This window comes from Kribbella polygonati (genome assembly GCF_050320105.1).
GTDB lineage: Bacteria > Actinomycetota > Actinomycetes > Propionibacteriales > Kribbellaceae > Kribbella.
On sequence record NZ_CP190129.1, the window covers coordinates 2,526,912 to 2,552,784 of the forward strand.

At 70.6% G+C, this 25,873-nt stretch carries 24 protein-coding genes; 7 read left to right on the forward strand and 17 right to left on the reverse strand.

The genetic code is table 11. The features are described 5' to 3' along the window. Positions 1 to 4: 4 nt before the first annotated feature. Genes ACQHIV_RS12085 through ACQHIV_RS12100 form a run of 4 tightly spaced genes read right to left on the reverse strand, consistent with a single transcriptional unit; the run spans position 5 to position 3,382 of the window. Positions 5 to 1,315, reverse strand: coding sequence for a CpaF family protein (locus ACQHIV_RS12085; RefSeq protein WP_427893706.1), 1,311 nt, complete (start codon positions 1,313 to 1,315; stop codon positions 5 to 7). Beyond that, positions 1,312 to 2,112, reverse strand: coding sequence for a hypothetical protein (locus tag ACQHIV_RS12090; protein ID WP_427893708.1), 801 nt, complete (start codon positions 2,110 to 2,112; stop codon positions 1,312 to 1,314). The genes ACQHIV_RS12085 and ACQHIV_RS12090 overlap by 4 nt, the downstream gene beginning before the upstream one ends. Further along, positions 2,112 to 2,849, reverse strand: a complete 738-nt coding sequence (locus ACQHIV_RS12095; protein ID WP_427893709.1) for a hypothetical protein — start codon at positions 2,847 to 2,849, stop codon at positions 2,112 to 2,114. The genes ACQHIV_RS12090 and ACQHIV_RS12095 overlap by 1 nt, the downstream gene beginning before the upstream one ends. A gap of 53 nt (positions 2,850 to 2,902) precedes the next feature. Next, on the reverse strand, positions 2,903 to 3,382 hold the full coding sequence (locus ACQHIV_RS12100; protein WP_427893711.1) for a hypothetical protein: 480 nt from the start codon (positions 3,380 to 3,382) through the stop codon (positions 2,903 to 2,905). Between the two features lie 148 nt (positions 3,383 to 3,530). Here ACQHIV_RS12100 and ACQHIV_RS12105 point away from each other — a divergent pair, with 148 nt between their 5' ends. From ACQHIV_RS12105 to ACQHIV_RS12115, 3 genes are read left to right on the forward strand one after another with little or no spacing between them, the layout of a single operon-like run. Beyond that, entirely contained in the window at positions 3,531 to 10,583 is a 7,053-nt protein-coding gene (locus ACQHIV_RS12105) for a hypothetical protein (protein WP_427893712.1), read from the forward strand. A gap of 44 nt (positions 10,584 to 10,627) precedes the next feature. Then, the gene (locus ACQHIV_RS12110; protein WP_427893714.1) at positions 10,628 to 11,158 is read left to right on the forward strand and encodes a hypothetical protein; all 531 of its coding nucleotides are present in this window, start codon (positions 10,628 to 10,630) and stop codon (positions 11,156 to 11,158) included. A 9-nt stretch (positions 11,159 to 11,167) separates the two neighbouring features. Further along, positions 11,168 to 11,755, forward strand: coding sequence for a hypothetical protein (locus tag ACQHIV_RS12115; protein WP_427893716.1), 588 nt, complete (start codon positions 11,168 to 11,170; stop codon positions 11,753 to 11,755). Here ACQHIV_RS12115 and ACQHIV_RS12120 read toward each other — a convergent pair. From ACQHIV_RS12120 to ACQHIV_RS12160, 9 genes are read right to left on the reverse strand one after another with little or no spacing between them, the layout of a single operon-like run. After that, positions 11,737 to 12,360 (reverse strand): acVLRF1 family peptidyl-tRNA hydrolase, encoded by a 624-nt coding sequence (locus ACQHIV_RS12120; protein WP_427893717.1) that lies wholly within the window; start codon positions 12,358 to 12,360, stop codon positions 11,737 to 11,739. The genes ACQHIV_RS12115 and ACQHIV_RS12120 overlap by 19 nt on opposite strands. After that, the gene (locus ACQHIV_RS12125) at positions 12,357 to 12,728 is read right to left on the reverse strand and encodes a metal-sulfur cluster assembly factor (RefSeq protein ID WP_380200557.1); all 372 of its coding nucleotides are present in this window, start codon (positions 12,726 to 12,728) and stop codon (positions 12,357 to 12,359) included. The genes ACQHIV_RS12120 and ACQHIV_RS12125 overlap by 4 nt, the downstream gene beginning before the upstream one ends. Continuing rightward, a complete protein-coding gene (sufU, locus tag ACQHIV_RS12130; RefSeq protein WP_427893719.1) occupies positions 12,721 to 13,191 on the reverse strand; it encodes a Fe-S cluster assembly sulfur transfer protein SufU in 471 nt (156 codons plus the stop codon). Before sufU ends, ACQHIV_RS12125 begins: the two co-directional genes overlap by 8 nt. Position 13,192: 1 nt before the next feature. Further along, a complete protein-coding gene (locus tag ACQHIV_RS12135; protein WP_427893721.1) occupies positions 13,193 to 14,419 on the reverse strand; it encodes a cysteine desulfurase in 1,227 nt (408 codons plus the stop codon). Positions 14,420 to 14,469: 50 nt separating this feature from the next. Beyond that, on the reverse strand, positions 14,470 to 15,231 hold the full coding sequence (gene sufC, locus ACQHIV_RS12140) for a Fe-S cluster assembly ATPase SufC (RefSeq protein ID WP_427893723.1): 762 nt from the start codon (positions 15,229 to 15,231) through the stop codon (positions 14,470 to 14,472). 23 nt (positions 15,232 to 15,254) lie between these two features. Beyond that, entirely contained in the window at positions 15,255 to 15,593 is a 339-nt protein-coding gene (locus ACQHIV_RS12145; RefSeq protein WP_427893725.1) for a non-heme iron oxygenase ferredoxin subunit, read from the reverse strand. Then, positions 15,590 to 16,792, reverse strand: a complete 1,203-nt coding sequence (gene sufD, locus ACQHIV_RS12150) for a Fe-S cluster assembly protein SufD (protein WP_427893727.1) — start codon at positions 16,790 to 16,792, stop codon at positions 15,590 to 15,592. The genes ACQHIV_RS12145 and sufD overlap by 4 nt, the downstream gene beginning before the upstream one ends. Then, a complete protein-coding gene (sufB, locus tag ACQHIV_RS12155; protein ID WP_387662125.1) occupies positions 16,792 to 18,204 on the reverse strand; it encodes a Fe-S cluster assembly protein SufB in 1,413 nt (470 codons plus the stop codon). The genes sufD and sufB overlap by 1 nt, the downstream gene beginning before the upstream one ends. After that, positions 18,201 to 18,926 (reverse strand): helix-turn-helix transcriptional regulator, encoded by a 726-nt coding sequence (locus tag ACQHIV_RS12160; protein WP_427893729.1) that lies wholly within the window; start codon positions 18,924 to 18,926, stop codon positions 18,201 to 18,203. The genes sufB and ACQHIV_RS12160 overlap by 4 nt, the downstream gene beginning before the upstream one ends. A gap of 127 nt (positions 18,927 to 19,053) precedes the next feature. Here ACQHIV_RS12160 and ACQHIV_RS12165 point away from each other — a divergent pair, with 127 nt between their 5' ends. From ACQHIV_RS12165 to ACQHIV_RS12175, 3 genes are read left to right on the forward strand one after another with little or no spacing between them, the layout of a single operon-like run. Then, positions 19,054 to 19,773, forward strand: coding sequence for an ABC transporter ATP-binding protein (locus tag ACQHIV_RS12165; RefSeq protein WP_427893731.1), 720 nt, complete (start codon positions 19,054 to 19,056; stop codon positions 19,771 to 19,773). After that, the gene (locus tag ACQHIV_RS12170) at positions 19,770 to 20,546 is read left to right on the forward strand and encodes an ABC transporter permease (RefSeq protein ID WP_427893732.1); all 777 of its coding nucleotides are present in this window, start codon (positions 19,770 to 19,772) and stop codon (positions 20,544 to 20,546) included. The genes ACQHIV_RS12165 and ACQHIV_RS12170 overlap by 4 nt, the downstream gene beginning before the upstream one ends. A gap of 19 nt (positions 20,547 to 20,565) precedes the next feature. After that, on the forward strand, positions 20,566 to 21,492 hold the full coding sequence (locus ACQHIV_RS12175; protein WP_427896468.1) for a COX15/CtaA family protein: 927 nt from the start codon (positions 20,566 to 20,568) through the stop codon (positions 21,490 to 21,492). Here ACQHIV_RS12175 and ACQHIV_RS12180 read toward each other — a convergent pair. Beyond that, entirely contained in the window at positions 21,489 to 22,286 is a 798-nt protein-coding gene (locus ACQHIV_RS12180) for an ABC transporter permease subunit (protein WP_427893734.1), read from the reverse strand. The two genes, ACQHIV_RS12175 and ACQHIV_RS12180, sit on opposite strands and share 4 nt — an antisense overlap. Next, complete coding sequence (locus tag ACQHIV_RS12185) at positions 22,283 to 22,996, reverse strand: ABC transporter ATP-binding protein (protein ID WP_427893736.1); 714 nt, start codon at positions 22,994 to 22,996, stop codon at positions 22,283 to 22,285. Before ACQHIV_RS12185 ends, ACQHIV_RS12180 begins: the two co-directional genes overlap by 4 nt. Positions 22,997 to 23,070: 74 nt before the next feature. Between ACQHIV_RS12185 and ACQHIV_RS12190 the strand changes: the two genes are divergently transcribed. Further along, entirely contained in the window at positions 23,071 to 23,598 is a 528-nt protein-coding gene (locus ACQHIV_RS12190; RefSeq protein WP_427893738.1) for a helix-turn-helix domain-containing protein, read from the forward strand. On the opposite strand, the gene ACQHIV_RS12195 is transcribed toward ACQHIV_RS12190, so the two are convergent. Together ACQHIV_RS12195 and ACQHIV_RS12200 are read right to left on the reverse strand one after the other, a co-directional pair. Beyond that, entirely contained in the window at positions 23,599 to 24,678 is a 1,080-nt protein-coding gene (locus tag ACQHIV_RS12195) for a ScyD/ScyE family protein (protein WP_427893740.1), read from the reverse strand. Positions 24,679 to 24,780: 102 nt separating this feature from the next. Then, complete coding sequence (locus tag ACQHIV_RS12200) at positions 24,781 to 25,758, reverse strand: heme o synthase (protein WP_427893742.1); 978 nt, start codon at positions 25,756 to 25,758, stop codon at positions 24,781 to 24,783. Positions 25,759 to 25,873 lie beyond the last annotated feature (115 nt).

Genomic DNA, 25,873 nt, shown 5'->3' on the forward strand with positions numbered 1-25,873 from the left:
CGCATCACGCCCAGGTTCCGTGTACGAGCGGCTGGTACCCGAAGTGCTCGAGCTCATCCATGCAGGCGATCGGGGCGTGCGCCGCGGCCCGGCCGTCCGGACCCGGCGCGAACACCTCGCCGGACAGCACCCGCCCGTCCCAGCCGGTCACCTCGCGGATGCTCTCGATGTACCGGCTGACGCCGCCGCCACGCTGGTAGTCGTTGTGCCGGCGGACGAACACCACGAAGTCGAGCGCTCCGGAGATCAGCATCTGGGTAGCGTCCATCGGCAGCCGCTCGCTCGCCTGGATGGCGTACGTGCTGATCCGGTTGAACACCTCCATCGAGCTGTTCGAGTGGATCGTCGACAGCGAGCCGTCGTTGCCCTGGCTCATCGCGTTCAGCATCGTCACGATCTCGTCGCCGAGCACCTCACCGACGATGACGCGCGAGGGGTTCATCCGCAGCGAACGACGGACCAGATCGGCCATCGTCACCTCGCCGACGCCTTCGGAGTTGGGCAGCCGTTCCTCGAACGAGACCACGTTCGGGTGCAGGTCCTTGAACTCCCCCAGCCCGAGCTCCAGCGAGCGCTCGACCGTGATCAGCCGCTCGTGCGGCTGGATCTCGTTCGCCAGCGCCCGCAGCAGCGTGGTCTTCCCGGAGTTCGTCGCGCCCGCGATCATGATGTTCTTCCGGGCCGCGACCGCCGCCCGCAGGAACGAGCCGACGTCGTCGCTCATGGTGCCGTTGGCAACGAGGTCCTTCAGGAACACCCGGCCGAGCCGGGCCCGCCGGATCGACACCGCCGGCCGCGCGGTCACGCCCATCACGGCCGAGAGCCGGGATCCGTCCGGCAGCCGCAGGTCCAGCTGCGGGTTCGCGGAGTCGAACGGCCGGCTGGTCAGGCCGGCGTGCGAGGCCAGTACCTGGATCAGCTCGATCAGTTCGTCGTCGCTCTCGGCCACCGGGCCGGGCGTCTCCTCGCGGCCGTCGCCGTACTGCACGAAGACCTGGTCGCAGCCGTTGATGTCGATGTTCTCGACGTCGGGGTCGTCGATCAGCGGCTGCAGCCGGCCGACGCCGAACAGCGCGGAGTGGATCGCGCCGGCGATCTGCGCGTCGTCGTCCGGCGTCGGCGGCGTCCGCCCCTCGGCCAGCTCGTACCGCGCGTGGTCCTCGAGCACCTGCACGATCAACGACCGGGCGTACTCCCGCTCGTCCTCCGCGCTCATCGGAGGTACGCCGTTCACCTGGTCGCGGCGGCGCTGCTCGTTCAGCCGCTCGGCAACCTGCACCCGCAGCCGGCGAACCAGCTCCTGGTCTGCGCTCATCTGTAGTCACCTGGCGGGAACGCCGCGTTCGCCATGTCGAAGTCCTGCGGCGGCGGGGCGGCGACCAGCGACGCCATCTCCGCGGTGATCACGCTCGCGGACCGGATCAGCTGGGTCTTGTCCAGCCGACCGTGCCCGCGGCCGTCGAAGAACGCCGCGCCGGCCGGGTCGTACGCGAGGTGCCAGCGGTGCCGTACCGGCAGCGACATCGCGTCCAGGACGGACCACACCTGCTTCACACCGTCACGCTGCTTCGGGTCGGCCACCACGACGACACCGAGCTGGGCGTCCACGTGGTGCACGAGCGTCGACAGCCGCTCGCGCAGGTGCGCCACCGACGACCCGGTGGCTGTACAGACCATGACGACCAGCCGCGCGGACTGGATCACCGGGAGCTGCGGCGACGACGCGCCGATCCGCCCGCAGTCCGCCAGTACGTCGGCCTGGTGCATCTGGTTGAACGAGATGCCGAGCGGATGCCACAGCCCGCCCATCCCGCCGACCTGCTCCGGCGACCGCACACCGAGCAGTACGTCGAGCCCGCCGTCGAGCTGCTGGCTGTGCGCGAGGATCACCTCGTCGCCCAGGCCCTTCCGGCTCGCGGCGGCCAGGCTGACCAGGCCACGATCGGAGTCGAGCGCCGCACCGGCCGGCCCGGTCATCCGGATCGCGACGTCGCTGCCGGCCGGGTCGCACTCGGCCAGCAGCACCTGCCGCGGCCAGAGCGCGCCGAACACCAGGCTCGCCGTGGTCACGCCCGGAGAGCCCTTCGCGCTCGCCAGCGCCACCAGTGCCATCAGTTCGCCCCGCCGCGCAGCGCGTCCGCCGTCGTACCCGGCGGCAGCTTCGCCACCGACAGCGTCTTCGCGGCAGCGGCCGCGGCGACCAGGGTGACCTTGGACTGCGGCACCAGCAACGTCACGTTGAGCGAGCTGTTCGCACTCGTCTTGCTGTCGGTGATCGCGCCCGCGCTCGACGTCACCGCGGCAGCACCGACCAGCTCCACCGAGTTGCCGCCGCCGTCGTTTCCGCCGGGGACCCGGACGATCTGGACCACGTCGCCGACGCTCAGCCCGTCGGACGGGGCGTGCCCGGCGTCCAGGCTGACACCGACCAGCGCGCCGCCCTGCGGGATCGGCTGCTGGCCGTCCTTGGTGAAGTTGCCGGGCGTGACGAACTGGTCCTTGTACAGCCAGCTGGTGGTGTACCGGCCGACGTACTTGCCCGCCTGCGACCACGGGACCAGGCCGCCGGTGGCGCCGGCCAGGTCGCCCCGGGAGAAGTCCTTGGCCTCGATCTTGTGGCCGGGCGGCAGCGCGTCGGCGGAGATCGCGACGAAGTCGGACCGGTTGCCGCTGTTCAGCGCGATCAGCGCGGACCCGGCGGCGCCGAGCAGGATCAGGATGACCGCGAGCGCGGCCAGTGCCGGACGTCGTTCCCGGCCGCTCGGGAGGCGGGTCGAGCCGCCACCCGCCGGTCGGCCCGCAGCCCGGGACCCTTGGGAAGAGGTACGCGTGGAGGACGAGAGACTCACCCGCCTACCGTAATGGCAGCGAGGTACCAATCGCGCCAGCAGCCCGGCGCCGTTTACCGCGCGGCAACCTGCTCACGCTCCGGCCCGGTGAGGAGTTGGTTGAACAGACCTTCGCCGCCGTACAACTGGTCTAGATACCGGTACAGCGCCCGAAGGCTCAGGCCGACCTGCCGCTCCCAGTCCTGCCGCCGGACCAGCCACTCCGTCAGCTCCCGCCCTTCCGCCAGGGTGACGGCGGCGTTGACCGGTTGCTCCAGGCGGTAGGAGTCCGGATCCCACGCGGTCTCCGGGCCACGCGCGGCCTGCACCGCTGCCGCCAGTTCGTCGAGGCGCGCGCCGGTGTAGAACGAGCCGAATCCGAACCTGCCGCGGTCGCGATCCGTGCCGTGCAACTCGTCGAGGTACTCACACAGCGCGAGGAAGAGTTCGATGCCGTCGTACCCCCGGTCGTCGGGCGCGATCCGCAGCAGCTCGCGGACCAGGTAGCGCGCCTCGCTCACCGTCCAGCCCGACTCACCCATGGCCTCAGTCATGTGGCCGACCCTAGGTGAACAGCCAGGCGTAAATTGTTAACAGCCCGTGTGGTTCAGCTTGCTGGCAAGTAACCGATTGTTTGCTACATTCCGGAACCTGAGGGTCCTGGTGACAACTGGTGAGCACCAGGGAACTGACGGGGAGGCGGTGATTCGGCTGTCCACACCCACGGTGGCCGCCGCGGACGCGACGATTCGGGCCCGCTGGGCGATCGCGACCGCCCTCGGCATCCTGCATCCGTCGGCGGTGTCGCTGCGCGACGGCCGGATCCGGCTGAGCACCCGGCGCGACCTGCTGGACGCGCAGGTCACGCGCGGACTGGAGCAGCAGCTCGCCCGCTGGGCCGGCAACCGGGTCTCCGACGACCGCCTGCTGGCTCAGTCGGTCGCCGTCCTCGGAGCCGAGGTCGCGCGCGCCCGCGGACAGCAACCGGGCGCCGGCGCGACCGCCGCGCTCGACCGCTATCTCGCCGGTCCGGGCCTGACCCGCTCGCAGCGTGCCGAGGCCGAGGCGATGCTGCCGGTGGCGCTCCGCAGCGCGGCCGTGAACGACCCGGCCGCGGCGGAACGGCTCCGCCGGCTGCCGCAGCCGGGACCTGTCGTCCGCACCTCCGAGATCGTCGGCACCGCGGGCCGGATCAGCCTCGACGCCGAGCATCTGGGCACCCCGCGCCGTACGCCCACGTCGCATCGCCGGCAGCGCGGCCACGTCGGCGGGCGGCACCGCGCGCCGCAACGCAGCCGGCAGCAGAGCACCGGTGGCCGCCGGCTCTGGACCTCGCAGATCCGCGGCACCGGCCTCGAACGGCGGGAACGCCCGGCGGCCCAGGGCGAGCTGACCGCCGGACACGCGCTGGACGTCGTCGCGGCGATGGACCAGGCTCACCTGCCCGCGCCGCTCGCGGGCCCGGCGCCGACCGGCCAGGTCGCCCTACTGCGGATGCCCGGCGCCGAGGACCCGCAGTACGTGCGGGTCGAGGTCGGCGACGCCCCGCTCGGAGCCCTCGCGAGCAGCGTGCGCCATGCCGGTACGGCGACCGACCCGCACGTCGTCCAGCTCTCGTCGAGGCTCGCCGACGAGCAACTGCGGGTGGTCTGGACGAACCAGACCTCGCAGCTCGCGCAGGACGTCACCGCCGAACGGCCGCACGGCCTGCTCGGCAAGCTCCGCTCCGCGTTCGGCGGCGACCGCCGGGACCGCCGCGTCCAGGCCGACGACGCGAGCCTCCAACTGCTCCTCCGGGACTGGCACCAGGCCCGCGCCGACGGGCAGCCGGTCGCGGATCTGCAGCGCGACATCGAGGGCCTGGCCCGGACGATCAAGCGCCACGGCGGCTACGAACCGGCGCTGCCCTGGAAGGGCGGCCTGGTCGTCGACCCGCAGGTCGCGGCGTTCGGTGTCGAGGCCGGCCGCGTGTTCGCGTCCGCCAACGCCGCCCCGCACACGGCCGAGCACCTCCGGGGCGAGGTGGTACGGCAGATCGAGGTCCTCCGGGCCGCGGCCGGCGACCTCGAGATGGACGTGGCGACCAAGCGGAACAGCTCGCTCGACGCGACTGCCGAGGCTGCCAAGGCCGACCGGGACGCCGCCGAGGAGGACCTGCAGCGCGACCGCGGTGCGCCCGAGCGCGCCCGTCAGTTCCGCGTCCGGGCCGCCGCCGCCCGGCGCAAGGCCGTCCGGCACACCACGATCGCCGACGGCTACGAGCACGCGGCCGGCGCCGCCCGGCAGACGCTCGCCGACTACCGGCAACTGCTGACCGAGATCGACCAGGGCGCCTCGCCGGCCCGGATCGCCGAGCTCTCCGCCGCCGCCGAGCGCCAGGTCCAGGCGTACGAGCGCAGCCTCGACACCGCGATGCCGGTCAAGGACCTGTTGCTCAGCGGTACGCCGGACGGGCAGCCGCCTGCCGCTCCGATCGGCGACATCAACCGGATCCTGGCCGCGCACGGCATCGGCCGGCAGCTCCCGGCCCGCGGACCGGCCCCGCTGACCGAGTCCGAGTACCGCCGGGTGATGTCCCGCGACGGCGTGGTGTTCGACGTCGGCAACGACCCGGACGCCGGCATCGCGGCGCTGCCGCAGGTCCGGTTGCGGCTGGTGCCGCGCGATCTCACCGAGATCACCAACCGCGACTACGAGATGGCCGAGGCGATGACCGGCGCCCTCGGTGAGGGCGGCAACAGCTTCGGCACCACCAACACGCACTCCACCAGCGCGAACTTCGGCGTCAACCTGGGCCAGGGCATCGCGGCAGCCGCCCCCGGTACGCCGCTGCACCTCGCCGTGGAGGTGGCGTCGCCGCGCGTGGACGCCTCGGTCGGCGCCACCGAGGCCGACGCCACCGGATTCGTGGCGCACGCCAAGCGCGGCGGTGTCGACGACAACCGCGGCGAGTCGCTGCTGTACGAGTGGTCCGGGACGTGGGAGATCGAGGTCCGCAAGTCCCCCACCGACGCGTGGTTGCCGCTCGAGGCAGTCGAGGCCGGGCGGAACCAGACCTGGGTGTCCAGCGCGTACTCGGTGCCGGCGGCGCGCGAGACCGTCTCGCTCGACGAGATCGGCCGGGGAGCGGACGTCAGCCCCGAGTTCCCGCGGCACACGGTCACCGGCATCGACGGCCTGCAGGACGTCACCGACCGGCTGGTCCGCAGGGCCCAGCAGCAGTACGGCGACCTGGACCGGGTCGCGTACGACCACATCGCGGGCCTGATCGTGAACGACTCGCACCGGCTGCTCGGCGAGATGAGTCTGCCCGGCGGCATCACCCGGCGGATCCCGACCGGCGGCGAGACGGAGTACGAGCTCACCTGGGAGGTCGAGCCGGTCTGGGCCGACGCCGAACTGGTCGGCGAGTCCAGCTTCGACATGTGGCAGGAGAACGTCCAGGTCGACTTCGCCGGTACCAACAGCAGCCAGACGTCCGGTACGTCGGCGACCGTGACCGCCGGGCTGTCCGCGGGCAGTGCCGTCACCGCGCTCAGCAACGTCGGCGGCAGCGGCGCGAACCTCGCGCCGACCGTGTCGGCCGGCCGCAACGTCTCCCGGTCCGGCGGCCAGAACGTCAGCACCACCGCGATCACCCCGGCCGTGCACCGCTGCCAGGGGCCGACCCAGGGCGTCCTGGTCGGCCTGAACGTCCGCGCCACGCTGCGCAAGGTGGACGACCGGAAGGCGTCCCCGATCGTCGAGACCGACAACTGCAAGGCGATGCTGCGGGTGCCGGAGAACGACCTGCTGCGGGCGGGCGGCCGGGCGGACAAGAACGCCGTACCGCGCAACCCCGACGGCTCGGTCAAGTTCGAGCCGGACGGCCGGCTGGTGCTCCGCGGTGATCCGGCGCCGACCACGGACCAGCAGCAGGCGCCGCCGTGGATGGGGTACGGCCCGGACCAGCTCCGCGGTGTCGGCAAGGCGCTGCCGCAGAACGTCCGGGGCGCTCCGCAGCTCCAGGCGCAGGCGATTCGCGGGCTCCGCAAGCTCGGCCTCGTCCCGCCGCACGGCAAGACCGGTCCCGACGACCTGCAGAACCGGAACTACCAGCGCGTCGTCGAGAGCATCGACGCGGCACGGCTCGGGGCCGACATGAACGAGGCCTGCCAGGGCGGCGTGATCGTGATGCTCGAGGACCGCGGGCTCGCCGGTACGCCGAAGTGGCGGCCGTTCCGGCTGACGGTCACCCAGGACCACGACGAGACCACCGGCGAGCTGCGGAACGCCGGTGCCGGCGTCAGCGAGAACGAGAACGTCGTACTGCTCGGCATCAGCTCGCGGGCCACCGGGCGGACGTCCGGGCGGTCGAAGGCGCTGCCGCTGTCGGCCGGCATCGGCGGCACCCGCGGCCCGGCCACCGGGATCAGCGGTCTGATGGGGCGGCTCGGCCTGAACTTCACCCGCACGGCCCGCGGCCGGAACTTCGGTTTCAACGCCGGACGGCGGGTCAACCGGGTCACGCTGAGCGAGTCCACCGAGCCGCTCGACCGGCTCGACCAGGGCATCACGATGAAGTTCGCGGAGATCACCGACGACGGCGACGCGACCCCGCTGGCCGAGGTCCGCGGCAGCATGCAGGTGGCCTACGACAGCTCGATGTCCCGGGCCGACCGGACCACGGTCGAGGCGAAGGACCCGAAGCCGCCGCACGACGACGCCGTTCAGCAGGCCATCCCGGTCGCGGTCGACGCCGGCAACATCGCCGACGAGCTGCACAAGGCGATCCCGGCGTTCCGGGCCGACTCGACCGCGCTGGCGTCGCTGCACAAGGCGCTCTCGCCGGCCAGCCTGGTCGCGAACCGCGAGTGGCTGAACGGCGAGTACAAGCTGCCGTTCAGCGTGGTCCGCGCGCCCGGCAACCCGGCGCACATGGTGCAGGACCGGACGATGCTGCCGGCCGAGTACCAGATCGTCATCCGCGGCCAGGCGATCAGCCAGACGCACCGCGCGATGAGCCAGCAGAACACCGTCGACATCAACTTCACCATGGACGACGTCGGCTCCACCTCCGGTACGTCGTCGTCCGGCGGGATCGGGGGCTCGGCCGGCGGCGGAGCGGTGGGCGCGGACGGCACCGGCCACGGCGGCGGGGCGTCGCTGTCGCGGACCGGCGGTACGGCGCAGTCGACGACGATCAGCGAGACCGGCGGCGACGAGGAACTGCTGATCAACCCCGGCACCCACCACGAGTTCGTCGAGCGGTTCAAGATGACCGCCGACATCCTCCGCAACGGCAAGGTGGTCGGCCAGGTCGAGCTGCCCGACGCCCGGGTGCAGAAGGCGATGGCCGAACGCCGGGCGCTCGAGCTGTACGCCGAGAAGAAGCTGGACCTGCCGCTCTGGGTGGTGTCCGACGCGGCCGAGCGGTACCTGAACGACAGACTGCCGATCAGCCACCGGACCGCGGCCGCGGTGCTGCTCCGCTACCAGCACGAGAAGCGCGGCGTGACGACCGGCCTGGCCGCTGAGCACACCACCCGGCGGCTGATGACGAAACTGGCCGAGCAGAGCCGCCTCGAGTCCGGTAAGACCGCGCAGGCGAGGACCGCCGAGGAGCAGTTCGCGGAGCTGACCCAGAAGGTCATCGACCGCGCCGACGAGCGCCGCGTGGTGCACACCTCGCAGGCGTTCGAGGACAGCCTCGGGGCGTCCGCGGTCGAGTCGGTGCGGGTAGGCGACAAGCCGTTCGACCCGCGCGACCAGGTCCGGGCGCAGATCGAGTCCGTGGCACCAGGGCTGCTGGCGGCGAGTCCGCAACTGCAGAACGCCCTCGACGTCGACCTGGACCCGCGCAGCTTCCAGGGCCACCTGAACGACATGCTCGGGGCCGGCGGGTTCTACGCGCCGATCGAGGTCCCGGTGCCGGGGCAGGCCCGGCCGGACGTGCTGTTCGTCCGGGTCCGGGCCCGGTTCACCGGCGAGCGCACGATGGACAACGTGCCGGACAAGCCGGTCGACGAGCAGAACCCGGACGCCGGCACCGAGCCCGACATCCCGGGCGAGTCGGTCGGGAAGGTGCGGCAGAAGTACGACTACCAGTCCATCGACCGGCAGGTCGGGCACACCACGTCGGTGACCGTCGGCCTGGACGGGAAAGGCGCCGCCGGCGGCGGAACCGACCTCTCCGGTGGCCTGTCCACCGACCAGACCAGGAACCAGACGGCCGGTAGCGGCGAGCAGAACACCACCATCGACCGGCTCGGCCACTTCGACCTGGTCAAGACCCACCGGGCGGTGGTCTTCAGCACCGAGGTCGTCCGGATCCGGAACGCCGGGGCCGCGGCGCAGACGGGTCTGCGCTGGCGGCTCGGCCGGATCGACCCGGCCGACATCACCACGGTGTCGGACCCGAGGAGCGTCCGCGCCGACCTGACCCAGTGGATCCCGCGCGGCGACCTGCTCGACGGCCCGGCGCCGGACACCGGGCCGGAGACGCCCGTGCTGCCCGACCACCGGCGGATCGAGCTGCCGGAAGGCGCGGTCCCGATCCGGATCCAGCTGCACGCCCGGGACCGCGAACGCCGGCACGAGCTGCTGGAGAACCTCACCCGGCACCTCGAGCAGCCGGGTCTGCTCGGCAAGCACGGCGCCGCGGCGTACGAGCATCTCCTGCACACGAGCCTGACCCCGACCGCGCTGGCGGCGAAGACCTCGCGGATGTTCGGCCCGGGCATCGACCTGCAGCCGATGGCCAGACCCGGGAACGGGAAGAAGACGGTCGACGTGCATCTGCAAGCGACCGCGATCGGGTTCGAACTGCACGGTCCGGAGGTCGAGGGCCAGGTCGGCCGGGTCTGGCGGCACCAGAAGACCTACAAGACCTCCAACTCCGGCAACCGGCTGACGCCGCTGACCGCGAGTGCCGGTGTCGACGGCGGTCTGGTCGGGGTCGGTGGCTCGGTCGGCGAACAGGTCAAGGAACAGGCGTCCGACGCGAACGGCACCCGGCTGGAGACCAGCAGGTTCCTGGAGGGGCAGCTGGTCACGGTCCGGATCCCGGTCCGGTACGACGCGACCATCAGGACCAGTACCGACAACGGCCGCGGCGAACCGGTCCCCCGGCACTCCACCAAGGTCCGGGATCTGGCCCGCGGCGAGGTGTTCGTCCGGATGCTCGGGCACCAGTACCTCAACGTACTCCGGCAGATGGAGCGTGGCTCCGACCTCGACACGGCGCTCGCCGATGCGCAGCTGCGGGCGGAGCCGGCGGACTTCGGGCGGCCGGACCGCGTCGTCGACGAGCTCCAGCCGGGCAAGTCCGGCATGGTCAGCCGGCCGTACACGCCGGTGCTCGAGCTGATCCAGCAGGCACAGGCCGAGGAGCGGACCCTTGTGCTGCTGGTCCGCGGGGCCGACGGTCAGGAGCAGAAGTACCGGGCCACGAAGGACGGCCTGCTGGAATGCGAGGGCGACCCGCGGTTCGGGCCGGCGTTCGAACGGCTGCACCCGACCGTCGTCCGGATGGCCGAGGGCCGGGTGGACCTGCACGAGCTGCACAACACTGCGCCGCCCGGCAACTTCAACGGGCAGGTGGCCCAGGCGCTGATGGACAACGGCGTACCGCGGGACGTGCTCAAGGGGCTGGACTACCAGACGACGGTGCAGCAGATGGCGTACGTCGTCAGCCACTCGGCCCGCACGCACTCGGGCGGCTCGGCCGGGCACACGATTTCGCCGTCCCACGGCACGTCACTGGCCGGACCGTGAGCCGATGATGAATACTGCTGGACTTCGGGAGCGAGAGGGGCTTCATGGGATTCTCGGTGGTGCGCACCCGGGACGAGGCACACCTGTACCTCGAGCTGCATCCGTGCCCGGACTGCGGGACCGACGAGGCACCCTGGCAGCAGGCGCTGGTCGACGTCGACGGTGAGCTGTCGATCAGCTACAGCGCGGTCTGCCCGGGCTGCGGCGCCGAACGCGAGTACCTGTTCGGCGTACCGGACCGGGAGACGCCGGTGCGGGGCTGGCCGACGTTCGGCGGGCCGGAGCCGTCCGACGTCATCGACGCCGGGCAGTGGCTCGAGGTCGCGGAGCGGCTGGTGGCGGCGGTGCCCACGGACCGGGCCGAGGCCGGCCGGGCGCTGGCGATCGCGCGCGCCGCGGTGGCCGAGGTGATCAAGTTCGTCCCGGAGGGTCTGGACGCCGTACCGGACGAGGAGTTCTGGACCGCGGAGGGCCGGGCCAGCCGGGAGACCGACCCCGGCCGGTTCCGGTTGCAGCGGCTGCTGCTGACCCGGGACAGGTACGCGGAGCTGGCCGAACAACTGGGAGCGAGATAGTCGATGCTGATGGCACGGAGCCTCTGGGAGGCCGAGACCTACGTGAACCTCCGGCTCGCGGAGACCACACCCCCGCCGGGGGGCCAGGTGACCCCGGCATCGCCGCCGAAGGTGGGCGAGAACATGACGGAGGGCGCGGACGCCTGGACCTGGCACTCCCCGATCGGCGACATCGAGATCCCGTACGTGTCCGAGAAGACGACGGTCCAGGTCGGCGCGCCGTTCGGTCTCGGCCGGTCCCGGCTGATCGACGCCGCGGAGTGGATCCACGTCGCCCACCTGTACGGCGAACGGGCGATCGCGGACATGATGGAGTACGCCGCCGACGAGCATCCGCCCGGCGACTTCCAGGACCAGGAACGGCGCCGGCACATCTCGCTCGGCTTCGAACTGGCCGTCGACGCCACGCTGCAGGCGATCGCGTTCCTGCCCGACGGCGAGGACGTGGTCCCGGACGGGGAGATCTGGTCGACGTTCGGCGCCGGCGTCAAGGAGGCGAACCCGGACGTGGTCACCCGCGCCAAGATGGAGGAGGAGCTCGAGTACTGGCGCGGCGTGAACGAGGACTTCGTCGGGTTCTACGAAGAAACGTCCTGAGTCAGCTCGATCCGGATCGCGCGGGCGTCCGCCCCGGCCTGTTCCAGGACCTTCTGCTTCGGGTCCGGTACGCCGAGGAACGGCGCCCGCACCAGCGGTACCAGGTCGCGCAGCCGCGGGTCCTCCAGCACGGTGTCGACGGCCCGCCGGTCTCCCCCGCAGACCAGTACGTCGAGCCGCGCCGGGGCGAGGATCCGTACGGCGACCTCGGTCGCGGCGGCGAACGCCTCCCGCGCCTGGTTGTCCCGGCGGCGCGCGTACCGCTGCTGCGACCACCCGCCGGCCTTGGTCGTCCCCTGCACGTGCCGGGACCCGACCTTCGAGTCGAGAAGCTTGCCATCGGCAAACACCCCCGCGCCGTACCCACCACGCCGCACCAGCAACACACCAAGCCGCCGCGCCCGCACCACATGCGCGACAAGCCCCTCACGGGACAACTCCGCAAGAGGCTCAAAAGGCACCGTGACAACAGCACTCTCGCCGTCCGCGGCCACCAACGTGACCACCGACGCCGTCACGTCGTACCGCACCTCACCGTGCCGCTCGCCGAAACCTGTCAGCCACCTGTCCAACCGCTCCGGCGCGACGTGGACGACTCTGCTCACACGTTGAAGCCGAGGGCGCGGAGTTGGTCGCGGCCGTCGTCGGTGATTTTTTCCGGGCCCCACGGGGGCATCCAGACCCAGTTGATGCGGAAGTCGTTGACCAGGCCGTCGAGGGCCATCCGGGTCTGGTCCTCGATCACGTCGGTCAGCGGGCAGGCCGCGGACGTCAGGGTCATGTCGATGATCGCCGTGCTGGTGTCGTCGACGGTGATGCCGTAGATCAGGCCGAGGTCGACGACGTTGATGCCGAGCTCGGGGTCGACGACGTCCTTCAGTGCCTCGGTGACATCCTCGACCTTCGCCGGGGAGGAGCCGGCCGCGAGGTCGACCTCGGGCAGCTCGATCTTCTCGTCGGTCTGGTCAGCCATTGCTCACTCCTTGGTCGGCTCGCCCACTGTGGGCTACGGCCTGGGCGGTGGCGTCGCGCCACGCGGACCAGCCCAGCAGTGCACACTTCACCCGGGCCGGGAACTGCGCGACGCCCGCGAACGCCACACCGTCCTCCAGAACCTCTTCGTCGGGTTCCACATTCCCACGGCCCTGCATCAGTTCGAGGAACTTCTCGTACGTCGCCATGCCCTCGGCGACCGGTTTGCCGATCACCAGGTCCGACATCACCGAGGTCGCCGCCTGGCTGATCGAGCAGCCGACGCTGTCGTGCGTCACGGACTTCACCGTGTCGCCGTCGAGCTCGACCCGGAGCGTGACCTCGTCCCCGCAGGACGGGTTCACGTGGTGCACCTCCACGTCGTACGGCTCCGCCAGGCCCGCGTGATGCGGGGCCCGGTAGTGGTCCAGGATGATCTCCTGGTAGAGGCTGTCGAGCTGCATATCAGTCCACCTTGAAGAACGATCGGACGAACCCGAGCCCGTCGACGAGCGCGTCGATCTCCTCGGGAGTCGTGTACAGGTAGAAAGACGCCCTGGTCGACGACTGCATTCCGAACCGCTCGTGCACCGGCCGCGCGCAGTGGTGCCCGGCCCGGACCGCGATCCCCCGGGTGTCCAGCACCGTCGAGACGTCGTGCGGATGTACGCCGTCCAGCGCGAAGCTGATCGCGCCGCCGTGGTCGGTGGCGTCCGTCGGGCCGAGCAGCTTCAGGCCGGGAACGGTCTTCAGCCCTTCGAGCGCGTACTCGACGATCGCGTGCTCGTGCGCGGCGATCTTGTCCATCCCGATCCCGGACAGGTAGTCGACGGCCGCACCGAGTCCGACCGCCTGCGCGATCGGCGGCGTACCGGCCTCGAACCGGGCCGGCGGGGGTGCGTACGTCGAACCGGTCATCCGGACGACCTCGATCATCTCGCCGCCCCCGAGGAACGGCGGCAGCGACGCGAGCAGGTCGTACCGGCCCCACAGCACGCCGATCCCGGTCGGGCCGACGACCTTGTGGCCGGTGAAGGCCACCAGGTCGGCGCCGAGCGTGGACACGTCGACCGGGAACTGCGGCACGGCCTGCGAGGCATCGACGACGACGGTCGCACCGACCGCGTGCGCCTTGGCGGCGATGTCGCTGATCGGGTTGATCGTGCCGAGCGCGTTCGACACCCACGTCAGCGCGACCACCTTGGTCTGCTCGGTGAGCAGTTCCTCGATGTTCGACTGGTCCAGCCGACCGTCCTCGGTCACGCCGAACCACTTCAGCGTCGCGCCGGTCCGCTCGCAGGCGAGCTGCCACGGGACGATGTTGCTGTGGTGCTCCATCTCGGAGACCACCACGACATCGCCCGGCTTCAGCGACGCGCCGAGCGTGTGCGCGGCCAGGTTGAGCGCCTCGGAGGCGTTCTTGGTGAACACGATCTCGTCCCGCGACGGGGCGCCGATGAACGCGGCCACCTTGTCGCGACCACCCTCGTACGCCGCCGTGGCCTCCGCACCGAGCTGGTGCATGGCGCGGGCGACGTTCGCGTTGTGCTTGAGGTAGTGGTCCTCGAGCGCCTGCACGACCTGACGCGGCTTCTGCGACGAGTTCGCCGAGTCGAGGTACACCAGGGGGAACCCGCCTGCCAGCTCCCGCGACAGGATCGGGAAGTCCGCCCGGACCGACTGCACGTCCAAGGGACTAGAAAACCCAGTCAGCGGACTGCTACTTGAGGTCCGGGCGTCGGTCACTTGGCGCCTGCCTTCAGGAAACGCTCGTAGCCGTTGGCTTCCAGCTCCTCGGCCAGCTCCGGGCCACCCTCCTCGGCGACGCGGCCGTCGACGAAGACGTGCACGAAGTCCGGGTGGATGTAGCGCAGGATCCGCGTGTAGTGCGTGATCAGCAGGATGCCCTTGTCGCCCTGGGACGCGAACCGGTTGACGCCCTCGGAGACGATCTTCAGCGCGTCGATGTCGAGGCCGGAGTCGGTCTCGTCGAGGATCGCGATCTTCGGGTTCAGCAGCTCCAGCTGGACGATCTCGTGGCGCTTCTTCTCACCGCCGGAGAAGCCCTCGTTGACGTTGCGCTGCGCGAACTCGGGGTCCATCTGCAGCTCGGCCAGCGCGGTGTTCACGTCCTTGACCCAGGTCCGCAGCTTCGGCGCCTCGCCGTCGACCGCGGTCTTCGCGGTCCGCAGGAAGTTCGCGACCGACACGCCCGGCACCTCGACCGGGTACTGCATCGCCAGGAACAGGCCGGCCCGGGCGCGCTCGTCGACCTTCATGTCGAGCACGTCCTCACCGTCCAGCGTGACCGTACCGCCGGTGATGTTGTACTTCGGGTGACCGGCGATCGAGTACGCCAGCGTCGACTTACCGGAGCCGTTCGGGCCCATGATCGCGTGCGTCTGACCACCGGCGATGGTCAGGTCGACGCCGCGCAGGATCTGCTTCGGTCCGGCCTCGGTGTCGACCGACACCTGCAGGTCGCGAATCTCGAGTGTCGCCATGAGGTTTCTCTATCTCCGTCTGTTTACAGGGCTGCTTGGTTCAGGGGGTTCTTCACGTCGACGAGTACATCGTCGCCGTCGAGGCGCACCGGGTAGATCGGCACCGGGTCGTACGCCGGCAGGCTGGTCGGCTCGCCGGTCCGCAGGTCGAAGCGAGAGCCGTGCAGCCAGCACTCGATCTCGCACTCGCCGACGTCGCCCTCGGACAGCTGGATCTGTGCGTGCGAGCACTCGTCCCGGACCGCGAAGTACTGTCCCTCGCTCTTCACGACCGCGACCTCGACGCCGCCGACCTCGACCGGGATCACGCCCTCGTCGGGGACGTCGGCGGCGGCGCAGGCGCGCTCGAAGGTGTCGCTCATCGGCCGGTGGCCGCCTTGGCGGCTTCGCTCAGCTCGGCGGTCCGGGCGAGCTTCTCCTCGATCACGTCGTGCAGGTGCTCGGAGACCTCGGGGACGCCGATCTTGCCGATGATGTCGTTGAAGAACCCGGCCACCACCAGCCGGCGGGCGGCGTCCTCGGGGATGCCACGGGCCTGCAGGTAGAACAGCTGCTCGTCGTCGAACCGGCCGGTCGCGGACGCGTGCCCGGCGCCCTCGATCTCGCCGGTCTCGATCTCCAGGTTCGGCACCGAGTCGGCGCGGGCGCCGTCGGTGAGTACCAGGTTCCGGTTCAGCTCGAACGTGTCGGTGCCCTCGGCCGCGGCCCGGATCAGTACGTCGCCGATCCACACCGAGCGGGCCTCGTCGCCGGCCAGCGCACCCTTGTAGAGCACGTTGCTCTTGCAGTGCATGGCCTCGTGGTCGACGAACAGCCGGTGCTCGTGGTGCTGGCCGGACTCGGCGAAGTACACGCCGACGAGCTCGGCGTCGCCGCCAGGCCCGGCGTACCGGACGTTGGTGCCGATCCGGACGACCTTGCCGCCGAGCGTGACCGCGACGTGGTGCAGCCGCCCGTCCCGCCCGACCAGTGCGTCGTGCTGGGCCAGGTGGATCGACTCGTGGTCGCCCTGCTGGATGCTCACCACGCGGAGGTCGGCGCCGTCGCCGACCTTGATCTCGACGTTGCCGCTCAGCTCACCGGCACCGGTGTGGTCGATGATCACGATCGACCTGCTGTGCCGGCCGGCCTCGATCACCAGGTGGCTGAAGCCGCGGCCACCGAGGCTCGCGACGTTCACGTGCACCGGCTCGGTCAGCTCGGCCTCGACCGGGATCCGGACCGCCAGCGCCTCGGGCGCGTGGTTCCACGCGACCGCGGCGGACCGGTCCTGCGGCGTGAGCACCTTGACCGCGTCGGCGGCGACCGTCTCGATCACCACGCCGTCCGGACCGGAGGCGTCGATCTTCGGCGTCTCGGTACCGGCCGCGTCCTCGAACAGGGCCTTCAGCTGCTTGACCGGGGTGAAGCGCCACTCCTCCTCGCGCCCGGTCGGCACCGAGAACGCGTTGACGTCGTACGACGTCGGCCGCTCGCTGCGCGCCTGGAGCGGGACCGGGGAGCCCGGCCCGTGGGAGTGTGCCTTGTTGCCGGTAGCAACAAGAGTTTCAGAGGTCGACATCAGCCGACGGCCCCTTCCATCTGCAGCTCGATCAGTCGGTTCAGTTCCAGCGCGTACTCCATCGGGAGCTCGCGGGCGATCGGCTCGATGAAGCCGCGGACGATCATCGCCATCGCCTCGTCCTCGGCCATGCCCCGGCTCATCAGGTAGAAGAGCTGGTCGTCGCTGACCTTGGACACGGTCGCCTCGTGCCCCATCGCCACGTCGTCCTCGCGGACGTCGACGTACGGGTAGGTGTCCGAACGGCTGATGGTGTCGACCAGCAGCGCGTCACAGCGCACCGTGGACTTGCTGTGGTGCGAGCCCGGCGCCACCTCGACCAGGCCGCGGTACGACGTCCGGCCGCCGCCGCGGGCCACCGACTTCGACACGATCGAGCTGGAGGTGTACGGCGCGTTGTGCACCATCTTGGAGCCGGCGTCCTGGTGCTGGCCCTCGCCCGCGAACGCGACCGACAGGGTCTCGCCCTTGGCGTGCTCGCCCATCAGGTACACGGCCGGGTACTTCATCGTCACCTTGGAGCCGATGTTGCCGTCGATCCACTCCATCGTCGCGCCCTCCTCGCAGGTGGCGCGCTTGGTGACCAGGTTGTAGACGTTGTTCGACCAGTTCTGGATCGTCGTGTAGCGGCAGCGGGCGCCCTTCTTCACGATGATCTCGACGACCGCGGAGTGCAGCGAGTCGGACTTGTAGATCGGCGCCGTACAGCCCTCGACGTAGTGCACGTACGCGCCCTCGTCGACGATGATCAGGGTCCGCTCGAACTGGCCCATGTTCTCGGTGTTGATCCGGAAGTACGCCTGCAGCGGGATGTCCACCTTGACGCCCTTCGGGACGTAGATGAACGAGCCGCCGGACCAGACCGCGGTGTTCAGCGAGGCGAACTTGTTGTCGCCGACCGGGATGACCGAGCCGAAGTACTCCTTGAAGAGCTCCGGGTGCTCCTTCAGGCCGGTGTCGGTGTCCAGGAAGATGACACCCTGCTCCTCCAGGTCCTCGCGGATCTGGTGGTAGACGACCTCGGACTCGTACTGCGCGGCGACGCCGGCGACCAGGCGCTGCTTCTCCGCCTCCGGGATGCCGAGCTTGTCGTAGGTGTTCTTGATGTCCGGCGGCAGCTCCTCCCAGGAGGTGGCCTGCTTCTCGGTGGACCGGACGAAGTACTTGATGTTGTCGAAGTCGATCCCGGACAGGTCGGCACCCCAGGACGGCATCGGCTTGCGGCCGAAGAGCTTCAGGCCCTTCAGGCGCAGCTCGAGCATCCATTCCGGCTCGTTCTTGAGGGTGGAGATGCCTCTCACCACGTCCTCGCTCAAGCCGCGCTGAGCGACCGCGCCGGCGGCGTCGGAGTCGGACCAGCCGTACTGGTAGTTGCCGAGGCCTTCCAGTTCGGGGTGAGCGGTTTGCGTCATCGTGCAGTCCTCGCAGATTCGCCGTCGGTTACAGGGGTCACAGGGGCAGGACCCGGGATGTGCGTCGTACAGACACCGTCGCCGTGGGCGATGGTGGCCAGGCGCTGTACGTGCTTGCCGAGGAGTCTCGAGAACACCTCGGTCTCGGCCTCGCACAGCTGGGGGAACTGCTCGGCCACGTGCGCGACCGGGCAGTGGTGCTGGCAGAGCTGGGCGCCGTGGCCCGCCTCCGCCGTGGAGGCGGCGTACCCGTCGGCCGTCAGGGCCTGGGCGAGCACCTCCGTCTTCTTGCCCTCCGGAGCCTGCGCCAGCAGGTCCCGGTAGCGCTCCTCCACCTCGGCGACCCGACGGCGGGCGAACTCCGTCACCGCGTCGTCGCCGCCGGCCTCGGCGATGAACCGCATCGCGGTCGCCGCCAGGTCGTCGTACGCCGTGTGGAAGGCGTGCCGGCCGGAATCGGTCAGCACGAACACCTTCGCGGGGCGGCCGCGGCCACGGGGGCCGTAGACGCGCTCCTCGCGGGACTCCACCAGGCCCTCGTCGAGCAGGTGGTCCAGGTGCCGGCGGACCGCCGCCGGGGTCAGCTCCAGCCGCTCGGCCAGCACCGCGGCGCTGGACGGGCCGTTGGTCAGGATCGAGCGGGCGACCCGGTCCCGGGTGGACTCGTCCCGCGCGACACTGGCGCCGGAGCCCGGCGCAGGAGTGCTCGCAGGAGTTTTCACAACATCAGTGTCGCGTAATTCCCCGGGGCCTTCAAATAAGGCTCACCTAACCGATTCCCGGGCTCAGGCGGGACTCAGGGGGAGGCGTGAGCGAGGTCACTCCGCCCTGTTCTCTATGCTGCCGTTTGTGCCAGTCGCGGTGGAGATCGACAACCTCGTCGTGCGGTACGGCGAGAAGACCGCGGTCGACGGCCTCAGTCTCACCGTAACCGCCGGCACGGTGACGGCCGTGCTCGGCCCGAACGGTGCCGGCAAGACCACGACCGTCGAGACCTGTGAGGGCTTCCGGCGCCCGGACTCGGGCAGCGTCCGGGTCCTCGGCCTGGACCCGCTCGCCGACCACGACGAGCTGATGCCGAAGCTCGGCGTGATGCTCCAGGAGGGCGGCGCCTGGTCGGGCGTCCGCGCGGTCGAGATGCTCCGGTACGTCGCGACGCTGCACACGCATCCGCTCGACGTCCCCGCGCTCGTGGAGCGACTCGACCTCGGCAGCTGCGGGCGTACGCCGTACCGCAGGCTCTCCGGCGGGCAGAAGCAGCGGCTGTCGTTCGCGCTGGCGATCGTCGGGCGGCCGGAGCTGGCGTTCCTCGACGAGCCGACCACCGGGCTGGACCCGCACGGCCGCCGGGAGATCTGGCAGCTGATCCGCGACCTCCGCGACGACGGCGTCACCGTCGTACTGACGACGCACGCGATGGACGAGGCCGAGCAGCTGTCCGACCAGGTGCACGTGCTGTCGGCCGGCAAGGTGATCGCCTCCGGCACTCCCGACTCGCTCACCGAACACCACACCAAGTCGCTCGAGGACGTGTTCCTCGAGCTCACCACCCCTAGGCACGAGAAATGACGACGTACGCCCCGCAGCCGGGCAGCGCGGCCTGGGCGCAGAAGGTGCTCTCGCACACGCGGATGGAGTTCAAGCTGCTGGTCCGCAACGGCGAGCAGTTGCTGCTGGCACTGGTCATCCCGCTCGGCGTCCTGCTGCTGCTCGGCGCGACCGGCCTCGGCGACCGCCTGCCCCTCGGCGGCGGCCGCCCGATCGACGAAGCGGTCCCCCGCGTCCTGGCGCTGGCGGTTCTCTCCTCGTCCTTCACCTCACTGGCCATCGCCACCGGCTTCGAACGCCGGTACGGCGTGATCAAACGCCTAGGCGCCTCTCCCCTGTCGCGCACCGGCCTCCTGGCCGGAAAGATCGGCGCAGTCCTCCTGGTCCAGGCAATCCAGCTCATCATTCTGATCAGTGCTGGGCTGGCACTCGGGTGGAAACCTGTCGGTGGATTCGTCGCCGTCATAGGCGTCCTCCTCACCGTCCTGTGCGGCACAGCGGCCTTCGCCTCCCTCGGCCTACTGATGGCGGGAGTACTGCGCGCCGAGGCCACGTTGGCGGCCGCGAACCTGCTGTACCTGCTCCTGCTGGTGGGCGGTGCGATCATGACCCCGGTCGACGAGTACCCGCACGGTATGCAGGCCGTCGTACGGCTGCTACCGAGCGCCGCGCTGGCGAGCGGGATCTCGAACTCGACCGTGCACGGCGTGGTGCCGTGGGCCGCGGCGCTGTCGCTCGCACTGTGGGCCGCGGTGCTCGGATACCTGGTCTCCCGGACGTTCAAATGGGACTGAGCTTTAGAGTGTGCCGGTGATGAGCACGGATACCCCGCCCCAGGAGAGCGAGCCGGTCAGCAAGTTCTGGCGCCTGATCCCCGAGCCGAGCCTGGACGTCGTCCGGCGCTGGGGCTGGGCCTCGGTGGCGGTGAACATCGGCATCGTGGTGACCGGTGGACTGGTCCGGCTGACCGGGTCCGGCCTCGGCTGCCCGACCTGGCCGTCGTGCACCGACTCGTCGTACGTCCCGCACGCCGCGCTCGGCTATCACGGCGCGATCGAGTTCACCAACCGGATGCTCGGGTTCGTGGTCGCGATCGTCGCGATCATCACCTGGCTGGTCGTGATGCGCTACCGCCCGGTCCGGCGGGACCTGCGCCGGCTCGCCACCGCGGCCGCGCTCGGCGTCCCGCTGCAGGGCGTGATCGGCGGCATCAGCGTGCTGACCGGGCTGAACCCGTGGATCGTGTCGGCGCACTTCCTGGTCTCGCCGGTGATCATCACGCTGACCGTGTCGATGATGCGCCGGTCCCGCACCAGTCCGTACCCGCACACTCCCCCGGTGGTCCGCGCGCTCGCGACCGCCGCGGTGGTCGCGGTCTGGATCACGGTTGCCCTCGGCACCGTCACCACCGGCGCCGGGCCGCACTCGGGCGACCCGGAGACCGGGCGGAACGGGTTCGACCCCGCGGTGGTCAGCCAGCTGCACGCGGACTTCGTGTTCGGGCTGTTCGGCATCACGATCGCGCTGGTGATCGCGACCCGGGTGACCGCGACCTCGCGGACGCTTCGGAAGCTGGCCGCCTGGCTGCTGGCTATTGAGCTGCTGCAGGGCGCGGTCGGCTTCACGCAGTACTTCACCGGCCTGCCGTGGGGCGTCGTACTCGTGCACATGTTCCTGGCCGGCCTGCTGATCGCGCTCGTCACCGCGGTCTACGGCGAACGCGGTACGCCGGCGACCTAGACCAGGTCGCGCCGCAGCGGTACGACGGCCGCGACGATCGCGCCGGCGGCGGCGTACCCGAGCAGGACCAGGGCGGCGTACACCGGGGGCAGCGGTGTGCCGAGGTGGCCGGCGGTCTGGTCGGCGATCGTGTCGGTGAGGTACGTGAAACTGGTCAGCGAGGACGTCGCGCCGCCGGGCAGGTACGGGTACAGCCGGTTCACGCCGGGCAGGATCATCAGCACGTACTCGAGGAAGTAGAAGTACCCCAGGACGATGCCGACGGCAACGAGCTGGTGACGGGCCAGGGCGCCGACGGCCACGCCGATGACGACGTACACGGCCGCGACGACGGCGAGTTTCGTCAGCAGGAGCAGCAGATCCGCCGGGCCGATCGTCAACGTGACCCCGCGGGCGAGCGCCGCGCCGAGCAGGGCGAGGCCGGACGTGACGGAGGCGATCAGGCCGTAGCAGAGGCCGCCGACGCCGTAGACGACCAGCTTCGCGGTCAGCACCCGGCCGCGCCGCGGTGCCGCGAGGAACGTCGTACCGATCGTGCGGTGCCGGTACTCGCTGGTGACCGCGATCGTGCCGAAGAGGGCCGGGACGAACAGCAGCAGACCGGTCAGGCCGACGACCATGCCCGCGCCCGCCGGGGTGTCGATGCCGGGCATCGGCGGGGTGGCGTTCTCCGGACCGGTCAGCGCGAGAATGCCGGTCAGCCCGCCGCCCGACGCCACTGCGGCGATCAACGCCCAGAGCGGCAGGCGGGTCGAGAACAACCGGGTGATCTCGCCGCGGATCAGGTTGGTCATGCCGTCAGCTCCTTCGTGGTCAGCGTGAGGAAGGCCTGCTCGAGGGTCGTTCCGTGGCTGGTGAAGTCACCCAGGCCGCCGGACCAGGCGATCCGCCCGTGGTCGATCAGCACCAGGTCGTCGACGCTGTACTGCAACTCGGTCAGCACATGGCTCGAGATCAGTACGGTCCGCCCTTCGTCGGCCAGCGACCGCAGGAACGTCCGCAACCAGACGATGCCCGCGGGATCCAGGCCGTTCGACGGCTCGTCCAGGACCAGTACGTCCGGATCCCCCAGCAACGCCGTCGCCAGCGCTAGCCGTTGCCGCATCCCGGTGGAGAACCCGCGCACCTTCCGGTCGGCGTACCCGGTCAGTTCCACCGCCTCGATCACCGCGTCGACCCGCGCGCGGTCGTGACCGCTCAGGTCGCACACGGTCCGCAGATGCGCCCGCGCGCTCGTCGCGGGATGCGCGGCCGCGAGATCGAGGACGGCGCCCACCGTCCCGGTGGGGTCGGGCAGCTCGTGGTACGCCGTACCGCCGAACAGCGCGCTGCCCGCGTCCGGCCGGATCAGGCCGAGCAGCATCCGCAGCGTGGTCGACTTCCCCGCCCCGTTCGGCCCGACGAACCCGGTGACCCGGCCGGCCTCCGCGGTGAACGTCACGTCCCGCACCGCCTGGACCGCCCCGAAGCTCTTGCTCAGCCCGGACACCCGAATCGGCACCATGACTGTCCCCTCTCCTACTATTATCAACCTGAGAGCAATAACATTATCAGACTGATAATGATCAGGAGACGACTGTGCCGAAGGACTCACCGATCGCGGACGTGGTCATGCATCCGGCCAGGCTGCGGATCATCCAGCAACTCGGCGGCCGCGAGCTCACCACCACCCAGCTCCGCGCGGCCCTGCCCGAGATCACCCAGGCCACGCTCTACCGGCACGTCGCGGCGCTGATCGACGCCGGCATCCTCGCGGTGGTCGCCGAACGCAAGGTCCGCGGCACGACCGAGCGGACGCTGGCGCTCGGCGAACGGCTCGCGATCGCCGACCTGGACGAGATCCGGGCGATGGGCGCGGCCCAGCTGCGCACGACGTTCCTGACGTTCCTGGGCCTGGTCGGTGAGACGTTCGACAGGTTCCTGGCCTCCGAGGACCAGGAACTGCGCGACTACCTCGGCTTCGGGATGGGCCAGCTGTACGTCGCGGACGGCGACCTGCCCACGTTGCAGAACCACCTCAACGACGTACTGGCGCCGTACCGGGAAGAGCGGCCCGGCACTCGCCGGGTCGCCCTCGCCAGCATCCTCATTCCGGAAGCCGAATAGCTACCGCACCTGGTAGACCGCGCCCGGGCCGAAGACCGGACCGGACACATACAGGTCACCTCGGCGACTGAACGCGGCCCCGGCCGGCAGGATCAGCTTGTCCTTCGCCAGCTCGATCCGGTGTCCGCGGGTCTGCAGGAACAGAGCGCCGACCTGCGGCTTGCCGGTCAGCTCGAACTGCAGCCAGCTCGCCTTCGCCAGCTCCACCACGGCAAGCTTCCCGTGCGGTCCGCCGGCCAGGTCCACGATCGACGTGTAGCCGTCGGCGTACCGCTTGCAGCTCCCCTTGGACGGGTTCTCCGGGTCGCACACCGCGCCCACCGAGCCCGGCCTGATCCGCCAGATCTCCGACGTCCCCGGTGTCGCCGGCACGCCGCGGAGCTCACCGACGTACCAGTACCCGTCCGAGCCGACCGTGACCGACGTCGCGACCGCCTCGGCCGGGACCTTCGAACCGGCCGGCGGCAGCCCGAACTCGGGCGGCAGGCCGGGCGGAACCGTGACGGTGCGTGGCTTCAACCGTGCGACCGTCGCGAGGTGGCCGTTCGGCCAGACCCGCAGCAGGTCGTTGCCGGCCGCGTCGGACACCAGGACGGTGCCGTCCGCGAGCGCCGCGACCCCGAACGGGTTCGAGTCCGTCGGATTGTTCTCGAGGTCGTACGGATCCGGGTCGTGCGCCTGGTACGCGGCGATGTCGGCGACCTTGACCGCCTTCCCGCGCCACAGCTTGTACAGCGTCGAGCTGCCCGGCACCGGCGGCTGTCCCGGCTCGCCGCCCGCCCCGGTCAGCGCGTAGGTAACACCCCGGTTGCTGGTGTCGATCGCCGGCGGGAACCCACCGGTGCCCGGCACGGTACCGAGCTTCCACGTCTTGTGCCCGTCGGTCGCGTACACGGAACCGTCCGTGACGCTGTAGATGACCTGGTTCTTGTACGTCGAGACGCCGCGCGGCCCGTCCAGACCGGTCGCCACCGGCCGCAGTCCCGAATGGTTGCCACCGGCGTCGGCCTGTCCCGCGAACAGTAGCGACCCGGTCAGTGCGAGCGCCGCGAGCGCGGCAATGCGTGTTCGTACCCCCATACGTTTCCCCCTGAAGCCACGTCTCCCCAGGCGTGGAATCCCCCTCCACAGACCGGACCATCGCAGCAAAAGATCACCGCGAGGTCAACACTCAGCGGAGACTCAGCGCAGCAGCGGGTCGATCGCGGCGGCGATGAACAGCAGCGCGAGGTAGATGTTGGAGAAGTGGAACAGCCGCATCGGCCGCAGGGCCGCGCCGTCGGCGCCGGTGTGGGCGCGGAGCAACAGGCGACGGGCCTCGCGGAGGAAGACGAAGCCGAGCACGATCGCGGCCGGCCCGTAGATGTAGCCGGTGTCGGCGATCGGCCACAGCGCGAGCGACGTGATCACCATGACCACCGAGTACGCCATGATCTGCCGGGCGGTGGCGACCGGCGTCGCGACCACGGGCAGCATCGGTACGTCGACCGCGGCGTAGTCCTCGCGGTACCGCATCGCGAGCGACCAGGTGTGCGGCGGCGTCCAGAAGAACACCACCAGGAACAGCACGACCGGCGTCCAGGCCAGCTTGCCGGTGACCGCGGTCCAGCCGATCAGGGTCGGGAAGCAGCCGGCGATGCCGCCCCAGACGATGTTCTGCACGGTCCGGCGCTTGAGCACCATCGTGTAGCCGAAGACGTAGAACAGGTTCGCCGCCAGCGCCAGGCCGGAGGACAGCCAGTTCACGAAGAAGCCGAGCTCCAGCGTGGCCAGCACGCCGAGCACGACACCGAAGATCGTCGCCGACCGCGGGCTGACCGCGTGCCGCGGCAGCGGGCGGCGCCGGGTCCGGCGCATCTGCTCGTCGATGTCGCGGTCGAACACGCAGTTGATCGTGTTCGCGCTGCCGGAGGCCAGGATGCCGCCGATCAGCGTCGCCACCACGATCGTCAGCCCGGGCACGCCGTCGGCGGCCAGGAACATCACCGGCACCGTGGTCACCAGCAGCAGCTCGATGATGCGCGGCTTGGTCAGACCGACGTACGCCTTCACCACGTCGCGCACCGACGGACTCGCTGTTGCGGCTGACACAGCAGGAGCGTCCGGCAGCGGCGTCGGGTACGACGTCGTCGCGGCGGGACGCGGGTCGACGGCCGTCACGAACACCTCGAACAGATCTGGGTTGACGCCGGCTGACCGGCGCTGACGATTCAGCAGTCTACGACGCCCCGTAGGAGGGTTCGCACACCCCCCTTGGCGAGCCGGGAACAGGCCG